General features: G+C 35.0%; 15 protein-coding genes. 6 read left to right on the top strand and 9 right to left on the bottom strand.

The features are described from left to right. Window positions 1–233: 233 nt before the first annotated feature. From GOQ16_RS13215 to fbaA, 5 genes are all read right to left on the bottom strand, one after another. The gene (locus tag GOQ16_RS13215; protein ID WP_160069711.1) at window positions 234–683 is read right to left on the bottom strand and encodes a GreA/GreB family elongation factor; all 450 of its coding nucleotides are present in this window, start codon (window positions 681–683) and stop codon (window positions 234–236) included. A gap of 62 nt (window positions 684–745) precedes the next feature. Next, complete coding sequence (locus GOQ16_RS13210) at window positions 746–1,264, bottom strand: hypothetical protein (protein ID WP_160069710.1); 519 nt, start codon at window positions 1,262–1,264, stop codon at window positions 746–748. Window positions 1,265–1,329: 65 nt separating this feature from the next. Then, window positions 1,330–2,214, bottom strand: coding sequence for a bifunctional 5,10-methylenetetrahydrofolate dehydrogenase/5,10-methenyltetrahydrofolate cyclohydrolase (locus GOQ16_RS13205; RefSeq protein WP_160069709.1), 885 nt, complete (start codon window positions 2,212–2,214; stop codon window positions 1,330–1,332). Between the two features lie 31 nt (window positions 2,215–2,245). Then, window positions 2,246–4,036: a translation elongation factor 4 gene (lepA, locus tag GOQ16_RS13200; RefSeq protein ID WP_149912660.1), complete on the bottom strand. Its 1,791-nt coding sequence runs from the start codon at window positions 4,034–4,036 to the stop codon at window positions 2,246–2,248. A gap of 156 nt (window positions 4,037–4,192) precedes the next feature. Beyond that, a complete protein-coding gene (gene fbaA, locus GOQ16_RS13195) occupies window positions 4,193–5,272 on the bottom strand; it encodes a class II fructose-bisphosphate aldolase (RefSeq protein WP_160069708.1) in 1,080 nt (359 codons plus the stop codon). Window positions 5,273–5,571: 299 nt separating this feature from the next. Between fbaA and GOQ16_RS13190 the strand changes: the two genes are divergently transcribed. The 4 genes from GOQ16_RS13190 to GOQ16_RS13175 all read left to right on the top strand — a co-directional run bounded on the left by GOQ16_RS13190 (window position 5,572) and on the right by GOQ16_RS13175 (window position 9,323). Beyond that, the gene (locus tag GOQ16_RS13190) at window positions 5,572–5,925 is read left to right on the top strand and encodes a Spx/MgsR family RNA polymerase-binding regulatory protein (RefSeq protein WP_160069707.1); all 354 of its coding nucleotides are present in this window, start codon (window positions 5,572–5,574) and stop codon (window positions 5,923–5,925) included. Next, window positions 5,922–7,880, top strand: coding sequence for a M1 family metallopeptidase (locus GOQ16_RS13185; protein ID WP_160069706.1), 1,959 nt, complete (start codon window positions 5,922–5,924; stop codon window positions 7,878–7,880). Before GOQ16_RS13190 ends, GOQ16_RS13185 begins: the two co-directional genes overlap by 4 nt. After that, complete coding sequence (locus GOQ16_RS13180) at window positions 7,881–8,549, top strand: hypothetical protein (protein ID WP_160069705.1); 669 nt, start codon at window positions 7,881–7,883, stop codon at window positions 8,547–8,549. It abuts the gene before it with no gap. A gap of 114 nt (window positions 8,550–8,663) precedes the next feature. Next, window positions 8,664–9,323: a hypothetical protein gene (locus GOQ16_RS13175; protein ID WP_160069704.1), complete on the top strand. Its 660-nt coding sequence runs from the start codon at window positions 8,664–8,666 to the stop codon at window positions 9,321–9,323. A gap of 35 nt (window positions 9,324–9,358) precedes the next feature. Here the strand turns inward: GOQ16_RS13175 and GOQ16_RS13170 are convergent, their stop codons facing one another. Together GOQ16_RS13170 and GOQ16_RS13165 are read right to left on the bottom strand one after the other, a co-directional pair. Continuing rightward, window positions 9,359–9,988 (bottom strand): carbohydrate-binding family 9-like protein, encoded by a 630-nt coding sequence (locus tag GOQ16_RS13170; protein ID WP_160069703.1) that lies wholly within the window; start codon window positions 9,986–9,988, stop codon window positions 9,359–9,361. Next, window positions 9,989–11,107 carry a phosphotransferase enzyme family protein gene (locus GOQ16_RS13165; protein WP_160069702.1) on the bottom strand — a complete coding sequence of 373 codons (1,119 nt, stop codon included), beginning with the start codon at window positions 11,105–11,107 and terminating at the stop codon, window positions 9,989–9,991. 156 nt (window positions 11,108–11,263) lie between these two features. Here GOQ16_RS13165 and GOQ16_RS13160 point away from each other — a divergent pair, with 156 nt between their 5' ends. Next, window positions 11,264–12,589 (top strand): hemolysin family protein, encoded by a 1,326-nt coding sequence (locus GOQ16_RS13160; RefSeq protein ID WP_160069701.1) that lies wholly within the window; start codon window positions 11,264–11,266, stop codon window positions 12,587–12,589. On the opposite strand, the gene trxA is transcribed toward GOQ16_RS13160, so the two are convergent. Beyond that, the gene (gene trxA, locus GOQ16_RS13155; RefSeq protein ID WP_160069700.1) at window positions 12,586–12,885 is read right to left on the bottom strand and encodes a thioredoxin; all 300 of its coding nucleotides are present in this window, start codon (window positions 12,883–12,885) and stop codon (window positions 12,586–12,588) included. The two genes, GOQ16_RS13160 and trxA, sit on opposite strands and share 4 nt — an antisense overlap. Window positions 12,886–12,894: 9 nt before the next feature. Then, complete coding sequence (locus GOQ16_RS13150; protein ID WP_240141044.1) at window positions 12,895–13,659, bottom strand: glycoside hydrolase family 25 protein; 765 nt, start codon at window positions 13,657–13,659, stop codon at window positions 12,895–12,897. Window positions 13,660–13,799: 140 nt separating this feature from the next. On the opposite strand from GOQ16_RS13150, the gene GOQ16_RS13145 reads away from it, so the two are divergent. Next, a complete protein-coding gene (locus tag GOQ16_RS13145; RefSeq protein ID WP_160069698.1) occupies window positions 13,800–14,684 on the top strand; it encodes a bestrophin family protein in 885 nt (294 codons plus the stop codon). Window positions 14,685–14,875: the final 191 nt, after the last annotated feature.

The raw sequence follows: 14,875 nt of genomic DNA, 5'->3' as shown, positions 1-14,875 counted from the left end.
TTGATTAAACCTTTCAAAGAAGATTATTTGATATTAGTAGAGTTTATCACAGTACTTCCTTTTATTCTTGTATTAATCCTATCTCCTTTGGGTATGTTCTATAGTTGGAAAAGTTATAAATTAAAAGAAGAACCCAGAAAAAAAAGAACAATATTCTTTATGGGGCATATGTTCTTCTGTACTGCTATAATTATTTTTGTTTTGACAGTCATAAAGGACTTGAGTACAATAAATTAAATTACACTCTTAATAAGCTGTTTGGCACCATTAAACTCAAAGCTTTCACCAACAGCTTTGCCGACTAGCACTTTTCCAATGGGCGAAGCTGTAGATATGCTAAATATTTTTTGGTCTTCAATTGAAATTTGTCCAATACTAACCGCTAAAAAATAAAATCCTTTATCTGTTTTAACTAAAGATCCTAATCCTACTTTTTTTACATCCAATTTCTGATTTTTGATTCGAGTCAAAATATCCAAATCTTGATTCAGAACTTTCAATTGTTGCTCGTAGCGATTCAAATCCTGTTGAATCATTTCACGGCTTGTCTCATATTTATCACCCGCACTACTCTTTGTATCATCTTGTAAACTTTGATTTGCATCTTGGATACCCAGATTTACTTGTGCGATCTTTTGATCCACTATAGCGAAACACTCCTCTAAAATTCTATCTTTGTCCATACCCAAAAATAAATAAAGCGTCTATCAATTGATAGACGCTTTACCAAAATGTATTTGTTTAATTAGTTTCTTAAAGCTTCTTTAATATCTTTAGCTTTTTCTTTTGTTTTTTCTGCAGCATCTTTAGCCACAGCTTCAGTTTTGTTAGCAGCATCTTTAGCAGTGTCACCTACTTTGTTAGCTCCTTCTTCAATTTTATCACCTGCTTTGTCTGCTGCATCTTTAGTCACATCAACGGCATTGTTGATACCATCTTTAGCTTTATCAGCAGCGTCTTTAATATCAGCTTTTGCTTTTTCCCAAGCCGTTTCAGCATCTGCTAAAGTTTTGCGAGCCGCTTCCTCAGCTTCTTTGTCTCCTTTTGCAACAGCTGCATCTAACTCAGCTTTTGCTTTATTATAATCTTCTTCAGCTTGATGAGCTGCCGCATGAGTAGCGTCATCCAAATTTTCTAAAGAATGATCTAAATGCTCTCCAGCAGTAACTTCGCCATCCGCATTTTTATCTTTCGAAGGTGTACTATTACATGCAGTAAATGTTAACGCTCCTGCCATAACAGCTAATAGTGCAATTTTTTTCATATTTATTAGTTTAAAAATTTATTAACTGCGATAACATTGCAATATTTATGCCAATAACAACTATATTATTTGCTGTAAATAGTACCTTTTGCTGCTTCAAGTGTGTTTTTCAACAACCCAACGATCGTCATTAGCCCTACACCACCCGGTACAGGCGTGATCCAAGAAGCTTTTTTTGAAACTTCTTCGAAATCTACATCGCCATATAATTTAAAACCAGATTTTGTTTCTGTCGAATTTTCTCTATTAATACCCACATCAATTACAATAGCACCATCCTTTACCATATCAGCAGTTACAAAATTTTTCTTACCAATAGCTGCAACAACGATATCACCACGAAGAACTTCAGTTTTCAGGTCCGCAGTACGACTATGAGTTAATGTAACTGTACAGTTTCCAGGGTTACTGTTACGCGCTAACAAAATACTCATCGGTGAACCCACAATATTACTGCGACCTACCACTACAGCGTGCTTACCTGCCGTATCGATACCATAATGCTCCAACATCAACATGATGCCATAAGGCGTCGCTGGAGTAAAACATGGCAAATTACGTTGCATACGACCCAAGTTAATAGGATGAAAACCATCTACATCCTTGCGGTAATCAATAGCTTCTGTAATCTTATCTGGATCAATATGTTTAGGTAATGGTAATTGAACGATTAATCCATCAATGTTTTCGTCTTTATTGATCTCTTCGATCTTAGCGATTAACTCTTCTTCGGTAATATCTACGCTGTAACGGATGTTTGTTGACTCGAAGCCAACCAACTCACAGTTACGCATTTTACTTGCAACATATGTTTCGCTACCGCCATCATTTCCTACTAAGATCGCTACCAAATGAGGTTTACGACCCGCAGTAGCTGTAAATTCAGCAGCATCTCTTTTAATATCTTCTTTAATCTTAGCGGATACTTCTTTACCGTCTAATAATCTCATGCTTATATATTTTTATAGGTTGATCTACGAACTAATCTAATTTTAAAACAGCCATAAACGCCGATTGCGGAATCTCTACGTTACCTACTTGACGCATACGTTTTTTACCTTTTTTCTGTTTCTCCAATAGTTTACGCTTACGCGAAATATCACCACCATAACATTTAGCAGTTACGTCTTTACGTAAAGCCGAAATAGTTTCACGGGCAATAATCTTCGCACCAATTGATGCTTGAATCCGAATTTCGAATTGTTGACGTGGTAAAAGTTCCTTCAATTTCTCACAGATTTTCTTACCAAAATCATATGCATTACTACGGTGTATCAAGGATGACAAGGCGTCTACAGGCTCATCATTAAGACGAATATCTAATTTCACTAAATCGGATTGTCTGTAGCCTATTTGATGATAGTCAAATGAAGCATACCCTTTAGAAATGGTTTTTAATTTATCATAAAAATCAAATACAATCTCTCCCATTGGCATCTCAAAAACTAATTCTACACGATCAGAAGTCAAGTATGATTGATTGATGATAGTACCACGTTTCTGAATACAAAGTGACATTACTGGTCCCACGAAATCAGATTTCGTAATAATATTTGCTTTGATGTATGGCTCTTCAATCATATCCAATTTACTTGGATCTGGCAAGTCCGATGGATTATGAACGAGGATTTCCTCCTTGTCTTTGGTCATATAAGCTTTGTAAGAAACGTTGGGAACTGTAGTAATTACAGTCATATTGAATTCACGTTCCAAACGCTCTTGAATAATCTCCATGTGAAGCATACCCAAGAAACCACATCGAAAACCAAAACCTAATGCTGCTGAAGATTCTGGTTCAAAAACCAAAGAAGCATCATTCAGCTGCAACCTGTGCATTGATTCACGCAATTCCTCGTAATCTTCTGTATCTACAGGATAAATACCCGCAAAAACCATTGGTTTTACCTCTTCGAAACCATTAATAGCTTCTGTACTAGGACGGTCTTTATGCGTGATTGTATCCCCTACTTTTACTTCTCGTGCTTCTTTAATACCAGAAATAATATAGCCTACATCACCAGTTTTGATAACATCCTTAGCAACCTGATTTAGCTTCAATGTACCTATCTCATCGGCATAATATTCTTTACCGGTAGCAATAAATTTTACTTTATCGCCTTTGCGAATTTCGCCATTCTCCACTTTGAAATACGCCATGATACCACGGAAAGAGTTGAAAACAGAATCGAAAATTAATGCTTGAAGTGGTGCTTCTGGATCACCAACAGGTGCTGGAACACGCTCTACTATAGCTCTTAAAATATCTGGAATTCCCAACCCAGTTTTACCCGAAGCAGGAATAATATCTTCACGTTTCCCTCCGATCAAATCGATAATTTGATCTTTTACTTCTTCTGGCATTGCACCAGGTAAATCCATTTTATTTAGAATCGGGATGATTTCTAAATCATGCTCCATTGCCAAATACAAATTGGAAATAGTCTGTGCTTGAATACCTTGTGAAGCATCCACAATTAATAATGCACCTTCACACGCCGCGATAGAACGAGATACCTCATAGGAGAAATCCACGTGTCCAGGCGTATCAATAAGATTCAGAGTATATTTTTCACCATCTTGGATATAATCCATCTGGATCGCGTGACTTTTGATCGTGATACCACGTTCGCGTTCCAAATCCATATTATCCAAAAGTTGCGCTTGTGCTTCTCGTTGTGAGATAGTGTTTGTATATTCTAATAATCTATCCGCCAAGGTACTTTTACCGTGGTCAATGTGTGCTATAATACAAAAATTACGTATATGCTTCATACAGGTGTTATGCCTTCAAATTTAAAAAGCAAATATACTGTATTTATATGAAGAAATACGCAGTAAAATGCGCGGTGATGGGAGATTTTTATGGGAATAAAAAAGGGTTATCGATGTTCAATCAATAACCCCTTCTACTATATAGAATGTTTGGTATTACAATTTACTGTTAACATCGATAGCATTTAATTCTTCGAATGCTTGCGTCAAACGTGTAACAAAAGCCTCTTCACCTTTGCGTAACCATACGCGTGGATCGTAGTATTTTTTGTTTGGTGAATCTTCACCTTCTGGGTTACCGATTTGCGCTTGTAGGTAATCGTGGTTTTTAGCTTCGTAAGCACGAACGCCATCCCACATTGCCCATTGCATATCTGTATCGATGTTCATTTTGATTGCGCCGTAAGAAATTGCTTCAGCGATTTCTTCAGGAGATGATCCCGAACCACCGTGGAACACGAAATTAACTGGTTTTTCAGCAGTCAAATTAAATTTCTCACGAATATATTCTTGAGAATTGTGCAAAATAACTGGTTGTAATTTCACGTTACCTGGTTTGTAAACACCGTGTACATTACCAAAAGCTGCAGCAACTGTAAATTTATCAGATACTTTAGACAATTCTTCGTAAGCGTAAGCTACTTCTTCAGGTTGAGTGTATAATTTAGAGCTATCTACATCAGAGTTATCTACACCATCTTCCTCACCACCTGTTACACCCAATTCGATTTCAACTGTCATACCTAGTGGTTTCATACGCGCTAAGTATTTTGCAGAGATCTCAATATTTTCTTCTAATGGCTCTTCTGATAAATCCAACATGTGTGAAGAGAATAAAGGCTTACCGCTTTGCGCAAAGAATTTCTCACCAGCATCTAATAAACCATCAATCCAAGGAAGTAATTTTTTAGCAGCATGATCAGTATGCAAAATAACGGCTACACCATAATGCTCTGCTAATAAATGAACATGCTGAGCTGCTGATACAGCACCCAAAATACATGCTTTTAATCCATCGTTATTTAATGTTTTACCAGCATAAAATTGTGCACCACCATTAGATAATTGAACAATTACTGGAGAGTTTACAGCTTTAGCTGTTTCTAATACTGCGTTAATAGAGTTTGTACCTATAACGTTTACAGCAGGTAAAGCAAATTTGTGTTTTTTAGCGATCTCAAATAATTCTTGAACTTGATCACCAGTCAAAACACCTTTATAATCTTTTAGGCTCATTTTGTATTATTTTTAATGAAGTTATAAAAATATAATTAATTTATCAGTAAAAAAAATAATAGTGTAAAAAATACACTATCAATTCAATATAATGCTACAAAAATTGGAATAATCAACTTATTAGATAACTTTTTAGATCAGTAATTGCCATGAAATAAAAATTAGATTCAATACATTCATATCTTCAGTCAGCAGTCATTATACTACTTTTTAATACGTTGAACCTTCATTTTTAAAACAGATAATTTGAAATTATCTGTACATTTATAGTGTTTAATTACTATCTAAAAGGAAATATAATGTTAGACGTCTACGGAATTAAGAATTGTAACACTGTTAAAAAAGCATTGGATTGGTTAAATGAACATAATATTCAATATACTTTTCATGATTATAAAAAAGAACCTGCTCAAGTTTCAAAATTGATTGCGTGGCAACAACTTGTTTCATGGGAAAGTTTAGTTAATAAAAAAGGTACAACCTGGAAAAAACTTTCGCCAGAACAACAAGCTGCTGTCGTAGATGAGCAATCAGCACGTGCAGTATTATTACAAAATAACAGTATGATCAAACGTCCGATTATTGAGTTGGAAAATGAAATTATCTTAGGATTTGATGAAGCAACATACCAACAAAAACTTTCTGCCTTATGATAAAAAACATATCTAAATTTCTTTTAGTAGGTTTAGCTTTCACGCTATTTACACCTCAAATTTCTGAGGCTCAAACAAAAAGTGATTATAGTTATTTAGAAGCTTTTGGCCCAGGATTTTATACTTCAGATGGCACAGCCTACCGTTCTGCAAGTGGCAAACCAGGCCCCGCATATTGGCAAAATGCAGCAAGCTATACTATTAAAGCATCACTAGATGACAAACTGGATAAAATCAAAGGTTCTCTGATTGTTACCTATACAAACAATAGTCCGGAGGAATTGGGTTTTGTGTGGTTTCAATTGGATCAGAATCTCTTCAATTCAAAATCTAGAGGTCAAGCTATAGTTCCACTTACCGAGAGCAGATATGGAAGCGCAGGAAATAATTTCGAGGGAGGTTATGTGTTGCAAAACCTCAAAATTGATAACGAAGCGACAACGAATTATGTGATTACTGACACGCGAATGCGCATCAATTTACCCAAACCTTTACCGGCAAAAGGTGGTAAAATTACATTCTCAATGGATTTTGAATTTTCCATTCCAGAATATGGTGCAGATAGAACTGGAATACTTCCTACTAAAAATGGCAAGGTGTATTCTATCGCCCAATGGTATCCACGTGTTTGCGTATTTGACGACATATTAGGTTGGAATACACAACCCTATACAGGTCCAGGTGAATTTTATCTCGAATTTGGTGATTTCAACGTAGAAATTACTGCACCAGCCAATCACATTGTTGCTTTGGGTGGCGAACTGTTGAACCCTTCAGAAGTATGGACACAAACACAGTTAGCACGCTATAATGAAGCTCAAAATTCGGATAAGACCGTTATGATTCGTTCTTTGAAAGAAGTTACGGACAAAAATACTAGACCAAACAAAAAAGACCTGACTTGGAAATACAGACTTGAAAACGCGCATGATGTAGCCTGGACTTCTTCTGCATCTTTTATTGTGGATGCCGCAAAAATCAATTTACCATCGGGTAAAAAAAGTCTAGCGTTATCTCTGTATCCAGAAGAAAGTAACGGTAAAAACGGGTGGGAGAGATCAACTGAATATACTAAAGCTTCGATAGAGCATTATTCTAGAAAATGGTTAGAATACCCTTATCCTGTTGCAGTTAATGTTGCATCAAATGTTGGCGGAATGGAATATCCAGCTTTGTCATTTTGTGGCTACAATGCTAAAGGTGGAGATCTTTGGGGTGTTACAGATCATGAATTTGGACACAATTGGTTCCCGATGATTGTAGGCAGCAATGAGAGACTACATGCTTGGATGGACGAAGGCTTCAATACTTTTATTAATGAAATTTCTACCCAACATTTTAATAAAGGCGAATATAACCAGCGATTCGGTGCAAAAAATAATTTAACACAAGCGCTTTTTAATCCTTCCCTAGAACCCGTAATGAGTTCGCCACAAAATATGCGCGAACGACATATTGGTTATTTAGCGTATTACAAACCAGCTTATGCGTTGCGATTACTGCGTGAAGAAATCATCGGCCCAGAGCGTTTTGATGTTGCATTTAGTAAGTACATTGATTATTGGGCTTACAAACACCCTACGCCAAATGATTTTTTCCGTACAATTGAAAACGAAACTGGCGAAAACTTAAATTGGTATTGGAGAGGAATGTTTCAACACAACTGGCAAATGGATCAAGCTATTTCGGAAGTTCGATATGTAGAATTAGATGAGAACAAAGGAGCGCTAATAACTGTTCAAAACTTAGGTAAACTTCCAATGCCTATTGAAATAGAAGCAACAACGGTCAGTGGTAAAAAAATCACAACAAAGTTGCCTGTTGAAGTCTGGGAAAGAAATAGAGTGTGGACTTTCAAATTGAACTCGACAGAAAAACTATCAAAAGTTCAGTTGGATCCACGCAACGTGTACCCCGACATAAATCCGGATAATAATACTTGGAACACAAAATAGATGATTAGATATATAATTTTAGGGTTTATTACGCTCTTAGCGACATTTTCACATGCGCAACAGATCAATGGTTACATTTACGATTTGGTAAGTAGTAAGCCGCTGTACAATGTCGAAATTAAAAACTTACGAACCAATGAAATAGCAAATTCCAATCGCGATGGTGCTTTCAAAATTGGAGGGCAAGTCAACGATTATTTAGCCGTAAATATTCTTGGTTACGATGCAGACACAATTTTTTATTACGACGATGCAGTTCGTCGAATTTATTTAAATAAAGATGAAAATATTCTGCATATCGATGAAGTATTGGTAAAAAGATTAACGGACAACGTATTGGCAGATGAACTTGAGAAAGCTAAGAATGCTGGCAAAATTGTTGAAGTACCACGCAATAAAGGTGGCGTAAAAGTTTCTCCATCTCGACTATTTGGACGTGATGCAAAAAATGCCCGCAAAAATGTGGATATACTTTTTGAAGAATATCAAGCTCGAAAAATAGATCAAAGATTTACAAAGCATTTGGTAAGATCGCTATTGCCACTAAGTGATTCGGATATCGCTTTATTTCGAGAGCGATTTAGACCTAGCGTAGAATTTATCGAAAATACCACAGACGAAGACCTAAAGGTTTATATTATCGAAAGTTATACTACATTTAAAAATTAGTTAAAATAGCAAATCATATGATTTGCTATTTTTTTTGAAACAATTTTAATCCAAAAGAAAACATTATGTAGTTATAAATGTTGATTATATATCACACATCATCAAACTAACCTAATGGAGATTTTTATTAAAGTTATTATTTATATCCATGCATTTTTTGGTGGATTAGGCTTATTTTCTCGATTAGCGAGTATGTATTTTCGAAAAGGAAGGTCGCGACATCGTAATACAGGACACATCTTTTCTGTGTCTATTATTATTAGTTCCTCATTATCATTAATCATTGCTGTTTTACCAAATCACCAAAATGCTTTCTTATTTTTAATTGGACTATTCACGATTTACATGATTATAGCTGGTAAACGAGCTTTGACGTTTAAAAATTCAGACAAAATTGAAGCTGATCTTTTCGATAGAATTGTATCTACTTCCATGCTCATCCCTTCATTAATAATGTTGATTTTTGGTGTTTTTAAAATAGATAGAATTGAAGAAGCATTACTTTATTTCATTTTCGCAGCTTTTGGACTCTTCTTATCGATAAATGATTTCCGAAATTCTAAAAGATTCAAAAAAGAAAAATTAGGCTGGTTAAAAAGTCATATAGGGCGAATGGTCGGTGCCTTAATTGCATCATTCACAGCATTTATAGTAACAGGACTGCAGCTTAACGACGTTATATATTGGATTTCGCCGACAATAGTTGGTACAATTATTATTATCTACTGGAGTAATAAGGTAGAAAAAAGAAAATTCTATCGACGTCAATTATAAAAATAGCGAATCTTACGATTCGCTATTTTTATAATTTATATAAAACTAATTTCTCCAAAAAAATCTGGTCGATGGAAATTAGGCTTAGGCAAATCAATAGTATTCCATGCAATAAAATGAGGTTGTGGCAATCCATCTCCGCATTTATAAAAATTAGCATGAAAAGTATTTCCTTCTAATTCTCCAACATTTCCAAATGTGGATTTCGGAATTACTAATCCAATTTCCCACTCTTTCTTACCTTTTATTTTCTTTAATTGCACAAAAGCATCTACGGCATCGATTTGTGCTGGATCTAACCTTTGTCTTTCACTTTTGACAGCTGGACCATATCCAATCAATCCTGTACCTAAAACATTGAATTCAAAATTATAATACGTTTGACGATTATCAAATGATATAAAGAATTCGACACAACTGTCTTCCCATACGTTTTCATTAGCTCGTATGTAAGTTGCTTTTACAAATTCTTCCTGAACTTTGTAATGCAAAAATATATGCTCACTATCGTACGCAATTTGGAATTTAACCTCTGGCTTGTAAGGATATTCATTCACCCACGGTGTATTATCTATATTATGCCAAACTAAATCGCTAAATGCGAAGCGCAAAGACTCCAAATTTATAGATGGAATATGAATCTTAGGTACTTGTAGCGTATTCATTTACTGTTCAATCGATAGACTATTATTCAATATTTCCTTCAGCTGAGACTCATGCACTTCGAGTTCCTGAAATAATTTCATTTGCGCACGTGCACGAACCAAATTATGGTCAATATAGTGAATTTTATAATAGGTATCACCTTCAATATAATCTGTCAGAAAACGAACAGCTTGCATGAATGGAAGTAACAAAACTCCATAGAACAAAGATTCTATCTCCTTTTCAGTCAAGAACTCTCTTGCTTCTTCCAAATATCCTTCCGCATAAGCTTGATATAGTGGAATATTAAGTACAATCTGCGATAAATCCTTTTCGTCCTCTGCAGCTGAGTTAATAATCGTTCGAATAGCATCACCAAAATCATACGCAACATAACCTGGCATTACCGTATCTAAATCTATCACACACTGAACCTCATCATTCTCATCCAATAATACGTTATTAAACTTGGTATCATTATGTGTTATTCGCAAAGGCAATTCACCATTTTCTGCCATACGAAGAATTGTACGCATGCGCTCTTCTCGGGAATCTATAAAATCCAAAATATCTTGAACTTCTAGCAATCTATTAGCTTTATTTGCCGCCACAGCTGATTTTAGATTATTTAATCTGAAATCAATATTGTGAAAATTCGGTAGAACTTCAACTATCTCACGCGCGTCAAGGGTAGAAAGCTGCTTTTGAAATTGTCCGAATGCCCTTCCTCCAGAGTATGCCTGTTGGTAGGTTTCGACAATATCATAACTCTTTACATTATCTAATAACACAAACACTCTCCAATAGTTGCCCTGAGCATCATGATGATAGCGTTTGCCATCTTTACAGGATATAATGGTAAGGGTATGTTTATCAACATTTTCAACCTTACCACTTAGCACTTTCTTTAAATGATCGGTTACCAGCTGAATATTCTGCATTAAACCGTCTACATTCGGAAATATATGATGATTGATTTTCTGCAATAAATAAGAAGTATCGGACAAAACTATACGAACTCTGAATGTATCGTTAATATGACCAGAACCAAATTTCTCAATACTTAAGATTTCACCAGAAATCTCAAATTGAGAGACAACATTTTTCAGTTCTAAATTAAAGTCATTGGTTAAATTCATGCACTTGATTTTCAAATATTGTCCAATATCAATAATTCATCGTATTAAATAAAGCTTTTTTTTATATCAAACGTTTGCACCATTTACTTGAACAATTTAGATTCAGAATTCTGTATAATTTCTTATATTCGTAATTAAAGAACACAAATCATATTTATGATCACAGAGATAGTCGTCATTTTGGTGCTTATGGTATTAAATGGTATTTTGTCAGCTTCCGAAATAGCCATAGTATCAAGTAGAAAAGCACGTTTACAAGCAATTAGTAATCAAAACTCTGGAGCTAAAAGAGCCCTTAAATTAAAAAACGACCCCAATCAATTTTTATCGACCGTACAAATTGGAATAACGCTAATCGGTATACTGACCGGTTTTTTCTCAGGCGGATCGATTTCTACATATATCGCTGAAATTTTAAATAACATTCCTTTACTTTCAAAGTATAGCGATACGCTATCTGTAGGTATCGTCGTATTAATAATTACATACTTGACATTAGTAATTGGCGAGCTCGTACCGAAAAGAATCGGCATGGCAATTCCTGAAAAATATGCTTCGCTAATCGCTATCCCCATGGACACTCTCAGCAAAATAGTAAGACCATTCGTATGGTCGCTATCGGTGGCTACGGATTTTGTCGTAAAGCTATTAAATATAAAAAGTTCTAAAAATACCGTCACAGAGGAAGAAATTAAGGCTTTGGTGGATGAAGGTGTCGATAGTGGTGTGATCGAAGGTTTTGAACATGACTTGGTGGATAGACTTTTAGAAATTGGAGATAAACGCGCTATCAATATCATGGTACACCGTAATGATATCACCTATTTGGATATTGAAGACTCTTTTGAAGATATTAAAGGGTATATTTTAAAATCAAATCATACCGAATACCCTGTTTGTGAAGGGAATTTTGATAATATGAAAGGTATTATTTCGACAAAAGATTTGTTAAAAGCTTTTATTCAAAATGATAATCCAAATATTCAGAAATTAATACAGCCGATTCCTTTTGTGAATGAAAATAGTGGAATTTATGCCGTATTAGAATTACTTAAAACTAGTAAAGTTACCCAAGCTGTAGTAATAGATGAATATGGTAGTCCGCAAGGTATTATTACATTGAAAGATATTTTGGGAAATTTAGTTGGCGCATTTGACGAAGAAACAAAAGAAAACAAATCTAAGTTAGTACGTCAACGCGAAGATGGTTCCTTCATTATTGATGGAAGGTATCAGTTGGATGATTTCTTTGATAGATTTGAATTGGGTCTTTCGGAAGAAGATGAAGATGAGATATCAAATGTGACAACAGTCGGAGGACTTGTGTTTCTTTATCTTGATCACATACCTTCAGAAGGTGAGTCCATCACATACAAAGGTCATAAATTGGAAGTCTTAGACATGGATGGAAATCGTATTGATAAGATAATAATGACCCGCATTCAATCTCCAAGTACGGATCTATCGGATAATATCGATTAGTCAGCATATTTCTGAATAACCGATATTAAATCTGTTCTGGTCAATAGGCCGCTCTGACGCCACACCTGTTGACCAGATTTATATAAAATCATCGTAGGTACTCCCTGAACTAAAAAGCTTCTAGCCAATGCATTATTCTTATCAACATCTATCTTTATAATGCTTAATTTATCTTGAAAATGCTCTTTCACTTCTTTTAGAATTGGAGCTAAAGTCTGACAGGGACCGCACCATTCTGCTGAAAAATCAACTAATACTAAATTGTTTTTTGCTATCAAATCGTTAAAACTTGCCATAATCTTTAATTAATTATAAGTTATACTCAATTTTTCTAAATCTTCCACATCAGACTGATACATATTCAGATCGACAAAGCCCTTTATTCCTTTTACACTTCCTTTTTCAGAAAACTGCCAAATATCCCAATGTGCCTTTGGCGATTCAACCCAAAAATTATAGTTGGCTATCCATAATTTATAATCTTTAAATTCCTTTTCCAAAAAATCCGTAAAATAACTATCTCCCGAATATACTATCGGGCGTACATTATAATGTGCCTCTACTCTATCAAGCCAACGCTTCAATCCTACACGCAAGCTGTCCATCGACTGCATACGTGGACGTTCTTCAATATCTAAAACAGGTGGTAAGTCTCCTGGTTTTAACTTTACTGTTTTAATAAAATTATTAGCCTGCTTAATTGAATTTTCATTTGGCCTGAAGTAATGGTAAGCACCACGTAGTTTATTTATAGATTCTACCCCTTCCCAATTCCGTTGAAACCTACTATCACGTGCATTCTCCCCCATTGTCGCACGGACAAATATAAAATCTATAGGGAATTTCTCATTTATCAAACTTACCGAATCCCATAAAATCTTGCCCTGATATTGGCTCACATCAATACCAAACGATTTATCCGAATGGGCTTGCATCAGCAAAATATTACGCGCATCATGCTTACTTTTCTCGGATGTTGATTCTTTTATTTCTTTGTCGAAGAGTACATGATAGTAATACTGAATACTATGTCGATATATCCAAACCGCAATTAACAATATAATACTCAAAGGTATGGCAATGCTATATATCAAATATCGCCTTCTCTCGTCCCCTGGTGATGATATTTTTTTCTTGTTCGTTTTCTGATATTTCGCCATATTGCGACTAAAATAAGTTATTTAACAATTTATAGCAACAATATTAGTTAATGAAAGTTTATAACCCCAAAGACTGGTTTCATACAATTATACACTTATTAAAATCTCATCATTCTAAAAAAATATTCCCTATTCTTATATTAGTCTCTGCATTTTCTTGGGGAGTAGCCTATTTGGAACTAGAATACTTGAAATTATCTGACAAAAGTTGGATTAAAAATATTACAACAGTTCACAATTTATTGGGTTTTGTATTATCGTTGATTTTAGTATTTCGAACAAATACTGCTTACGATAGATGGTGGGAAGCAAGAAAACAATGGGGAGCACTGACAAATTTGAGCCGTACACTATCCATAAAACTAAATGCAATGTTGCCGGCAGAAGATAAAGTGAATCGTCATTTTTTCCGAAAGTCAATTCCATTATTCGCAGAGACATTATTTAATTTTTTACGATCAGACTACACAAAATTTATGCTGGATGAAAAAGAACATCCAGAATTGGTAGAATTGGACGATAAAAAACATGGTCCAAATCAAGTAGCGTCACTCATATTTCGCAAAGTAAATAATTTGTATAAAAACGGTGTTATTTCAGGCGATCAATATAGAATAGTATATGAAGACATAACTGCTATGACTGGTGTTTGTGGCGCATGTGAACGCATTAAGAACACTCCTATTCCTATTGCCTACAGTTCATTTATCAAGATATTTATTATTATATACTCGATTACTCTTCCTGTGGGCTATGTATTTTCTATGGGCTACTTTGTAGCATTGGCTGTCCCATTTATATTTTATGTACTTATTACCATTGAGATGATTGGTGAGTCCATTGAAGAACCATTCGGTACGGATACTGACGATCTTCCTATTGATAAAATAGCTTCAAATATCCGAAAACACTGTCGAGAAATACTTACTCCATAATCCTTAAAGAGCTTTATTTTGCCTAAAACAAATTAATTAAGCTCATTTTCAAAGGATAAAGATACAAGCGTAAAATAAGTTTTGTAGATCTAGTAAGAATTTCTACTTTTGTGACGGAGAGCTGGCAGAGTGGTCGAATGCGGCGGTCTTGAAAACCGTTAACTGTCACAGGTTCGGGGGTTCGAATCCCT

This window comes from Sphingobacterium bovisgrunnientis, assembly GCF_009829085.1.
Taxonomy (GTDB): Bacteria; Bacteroidota; Bacteroidia; order Sphingobacteriales; family Sphingobacteriaceae; genus Sphingobacterium; species Sphingobacterium bovisgrunnientis.
The sequence above is the reverse complement of the archived record's forward strand: the minus strand, read 5'-3'. Positions and strand labels throughout refer to the sequence as shown.

Excerpts from the sequence above, each read along its gene's own strand:
- GOQ16_RS13170 (WP_160069703.1), bottom strand. The coding sequence starts at position 9,988 with ATGAATACGCTACAAGTACCTAAGATTCATATTCCATCTATAAATTTG.
- GOQ16_RS13215 (WP_160069711.1), bottom strand. The coding sequence starts at position 683 with ATGGACAAAGATAGAATTTTAGAGGAGTGTTTCGCTATAGTGGATCAA.
- GOQ16_RS13185 (WP_160069706.1), top strand. The coding sequence starts at position 5,922 with ATGATAAAAAACATATCTAAATTTCTTTTAGTAGGTTTAGCTTTCACG.
- GOQ16_RS13165 (WP_160069702.1), bottom strand. The coding sequence starts at position 11,107 with ATGAATTTAACCAATGACTTTAATTTAGAACTGAAAAATGTTGTCTCT.
- GOQ16_RS13180 (WP_160069705.1), top strand. The coding sequence starts at position 7,881 with ATGATTAGATATATAATTTTAGGGTTTATTACGCTCTTAGCGACATTT.
- lepA (WP_149912660.1), bottom strand. The coding sequence starts at position 4,036 with ATGAAGCATATACGTAATTTTTGTATTATAGCACACATTGACCACGGT.
- GOQ16_RS13210 (WP_160069710.1), bottom strand. The coding sequence starts at position 1,264 with ATGAAAAAAATTGCACTATTAGCTGTTATGGCAGGAGCGTTAACATTT.
- GOQ16_RS13145 (WP_160069698.1), top strand. The coding sequence starts at position 13,800 with ATGAAAGTTTATAACCCCAAAGACTGGTTTCATACAATTATACACTTA.
- GOQ16_RS13175 (WP_160069704.1), top strand. The coding sequence starts at position 8,664 with ATGGAGATTTTTATTAAAGTTATTATTTATATCCATGCATTTTTTGGT.
- GOQ16_RS13190 (WP_160069707.1), top strand. The coding sequence starts at position 5,572 with ATGTTAGACGTCTACGGAATTAAGAATTGTAACACTGTTAAAAAAGCA.
- GOQ16_RS13160 (WP_160069701.1), top strand. The coding sequence starts at position 11,264 with ATGATCACAGAGATAGTCGTCATTTTGGTGCTTATGGTATTAAATGGT.
- fbaA (WP_160069708.1), bottom strand. The coding sequence starts at position 5,272 with ATGAGCCTAAAAGATTATAAAGGTGTTTTGACTGGTGATCAAGTTCAA.
- trxA (WP_160069700.1), bottom strand. The coding sequence starts at position 12,885 with ATGGCAAGTTTTAACGATTTGATAGCAAAAAACAATTTAGTATTAGTT.
- GOQ16_RS13205 (WP_160069709.1), bottom strand. The coding sequence starts at position 2,214 with ATGAGATTATTAGACGGTAAAGAAGTATCCGCTAAGATTAAAGAAGAT.